The organism is Serinicoccus sp. CNJ-927 (assembly GCF_001942435.1).
GTDB lineage: Bacteria > Actinomycetota > Actinomycetes > Actinomycetales > Dermatophilaceae > Ornithinicoccus > Ornithinicoccus marinus.
In genome coordinates this window covers 1-1247 of record NZ_MKKF01000045.1, presented here as the reverse complement: position 1 = coordinate 1247, position 1247 = coordinate 1, and the positions used below count along the sequence as shown (strand labels likewise).

The window sequence follows — 1247 nt, the reverse complement described above, 5'->3', positions numbered from 1 at the left end:
CCTGGCGGAAGCATCGCCTGATCTGATGCGCACGCTGTTGCAGTCGATCATCAACAGTCTGCTGTCCGCGGACGCCGACGCTGTCGTCGGCGCCGAGTACGGACGCCCCAGCAGCGACCGCGTGGCCCAGCGCAACGGTTACCGCCACCGGCCCTTGGACACGCGGGTAGGCACGCTGGATGTCGCGGTTCCCAAGCTGCGCAAGGGCACCTACTTCCCCGAGTGGCTGCTCGAGCGGCGCAAGCGGGCCGAGTCCGCGCTGATCACTGTGGTCGCGGACTGCTACCTGGCCGGGGTATCCACCCGGCGGATGGACAAGCTGGTCAAGACCTTGGGCATCGACTCGCTGTCCAAGTCCCAGGTCTCCCGGATGGCGGCCGACCTGGACCAGCTCGTCGAGGAGTTTCGCCACCGGCCCCTCGGTGAGGCGGGCCCGTTCACGTTCGTCGCCGCCGACGCGCTCACCATGAAGGTCCGCGAGGGCGGCCGCGTCATCAACGCCGTCGTCCTCCTCGCGACTGGTGTCAACGGCGACGGGCACCGCGAGGTCCTGGGCGTGCGCGTCGCGACCAGTGAGACGGGGTCGGCGTGGAACGAGTTCTTCGCCGACCTCGTCGCCCGCGGCCTAGACGGGGTCCGGCTCGTCACCTCCGACGCCCACGCCGGCCTGGTCGACGCGGTCGCAGCGAACCTGCCCGGCGCGTCCTGGCAGCGATGCCGCACCCACTACAGCGCGAACCTGATGTCCGTGACTCCCAAGTCGATGTGGCCGGCGGTCAAGGCGATGCTGCACTCCGTGTACGACCAGCCCGACGCCCCGGCGGTGCACGCCCAGTTCGATCGGCTCATCGACTACGTCACCGACAAGCTGCCCGCCGTGGCCGACCACCTCGCCGGTGCCCGCGAGGACATCCTGGCGTTCACCGCCTTCCCCAAGGACGTGTGGTCCCAGATCTGGTCCAACAACCCGGCCGAGCGCCTCAACAAGGAGATCCGCCGCCGCACCGACGCCGTGGGCATCTTCCCCAACCGCGACGCGATCATCCGGCTCGTCGGCGCCGTCCTGGCCGAACAGACCGACGAATGGGCCGAAGGCCGCCGCTACCTCGGACTGGACCTCCTAGCCCGCTGCCGGGCAACCATCGTCCCCGACACCGAACCCGAGATCGGAGCTGATCACCTACCCGCCCTCACCACCTGAACCCAAACGAGGGATCACAGCGCTACACCACTCCACTGGGCTTGAC

At 69.0% G+C, this 1247-nt stretch carries 1 protein-coding gene; it reads left to right on the top strand.

What is annotated here, in order from left to right:
• The first annotated feature begins 1 nt into the window (after window position 1).
• Window positions 2–1201: an IS256 family transposase gene (locus BJF86_RS12265; RefSeq protein WP_187345624.1), complete on the top strand. Its 1200-nt coding sequence runs from the start codon at window positions 2–4 to the stop codon at window positions 1199–1201.
• Window positions 1202–1247 lie beyond the last annotated feature (46 nt).